The 791-nt window shown below is 53.0% G+C and carries 3 tRNA genes; all 3 read right to left on the reverse strand.

Annotated elements, in window-relative coordinates:
- Window positions 1-374: 374 nt before the first annotated feature.
- The 3 genes from AC1DKD_RS41695 to AC1DKD_RS41705 all read right to left on the reverse strand — a co-directional run bounded on the left by AC1DKD_RS41695 (window position 375) and on the right by AC1DKD_RS41705 (window position 779).
- A tRNA-Asp gene (locus tag AC1DKD_RS41695) sits at window positions 375-451 on the reverse strand.
- 69 nt (window positions 452-520) lie between these two features.
- Window positions 521-596: transfer RNA gene (locus AC1DKD_RS41700), tRNA-Glu, on the reverse strand.
- A gap of 107 nt (window positions 597-703) precedes the next feature.
- Window positions 704-779 (reverse strand) — tRNA-Ala (locus tag AC1DKD_RS41705).
- Window positions 780-791 lie beyond the last annotated feature (12 nt).

Genomic DNA, 791 nt, shown 5'->3' on the forward strand with positions numbered 1-791 from the left:
CTTGCATGCCATGCAAGCGCTCTCCCAGCTGAGCTATAGCCCCATGATACTACGTTGCTGCATCGCGGCTTACCACCGCCGTCGTTTTCGCGTTTGTTTCTTCGTTTCAGCGAAGACGAGATTATATAAACAACTTTGCCCTTTGACAACCCCTTTGGGCAGCGAATCGATTAAGGGCGGGGTCATGCAGGGCTATAGCGGAGCACTATCGCGATAATGCCCTGCCGCCCAGAAAACACGACCGCGAATAATGTGCCGCGCACAGCCACGCACGATCGTGCGTCGATTAGCCGGAGATTATCAACGAGTCTCCAGGGTAATTGCCGGACGGCAAAAGAAAAAACCCGCATGGCATAACCATGCGGGCTTAGTTTTGGCGGAGTGGACGGGACTCGAACCCGCGACCCCCGGCGTGACAGGCCGGTATTCTAACCAACTGAACTACCACTCCATACTCTTACTTATCACCACGAGCCAACGCTCCTGACGACAAACCGAACGTTTGGTTACGTTCGTTATTTGGCGTCCCCTAGGGGATTCGAACCCCTGTACTCACCGTGAAAGGGTGATGTCCTAGGCCTCTAGACGAAGGGGACAGAAACTTGTTTTTCAACTTGTTCCGTCTTGCACGACGAAGACCTTAACTACCAGACCTTCACCGCACTGAAAGTTTTGATTCACTAAAATCAAAACTCCGGCATTTTGGTGGAGCTAAGCGGGATCGAACCGCTGACCTCTTGCATGCCATGCAAGCGCTCTCCCAGCTGAGCTATAGCCCCATGGTACAACAC

This window comes from Cupriavidus sp. 05T313 (assembly GCF_056396665.1).